The organism is Neisseria sp. HMSC074B07 (assembly GCF_001810355.1).
In the GTDB taxonomy this organism is placed as follows: Bacteria; Pseudomonadota; Gammaproteobacteria; order Burkholderiales; family Neisseriaceae; genus Neisseria.
Window position 1 is genome coordinate 1 of sequence record NZ_KV800895.1, and the last position, 336, is coordinate 336.

The following is a 336-nucleotide window of genomic DNA, read 5'->3' on the forward strand; positions in this document are numbered from 1 at the left end:
TCAACATCTGTACAGCCTGAAAACCCAATCGTCTAATCAGAAAGGAAAACCAATGACTGAAAAACAAATGCACATTCTTTCCGTCACCGCCACCCTGGCCGGCGTCGGTATGTACGTTTCTTATATCCCGCAAATCCAAAACAACCTTGCCGGCAACCCCGGCTCGCCGTTGCAACCCCTCGTCGCCGCCATCAACTGCACATTATGGTTTGCCTACGGCTTTTTGAAAGAAAAACGCGACTACCCCATCATACTGGCAAACGCCCCAGGCATTATTTTGGGTTTGATTACATTTATCACTAGTTTTTAAGGAAGTTTTCAGACGGCCTGTGCAAA

Annotated in this window: 1 protein-coding gene; it reads left to right on the forward strand. The window is 47.3% G+C overall.

The window, feature by feature from the left end:
* Positions 1-52: 52 nt before the first annotated feature.
* Positions 53-310 carry a SemiSWEET family transporter gene (locus HMPREF2726_RS01255; protein WP_049225703.1) on the forward strand — a complete coding sequence of 86 codons (258 nt, stop codon included), beginning with the start codon at positions 53-55 and terminating at the stop codon, positions 308-310.
* The last annotated feature ends 26 nt before the right edge of the window (positions 311-336 follow it).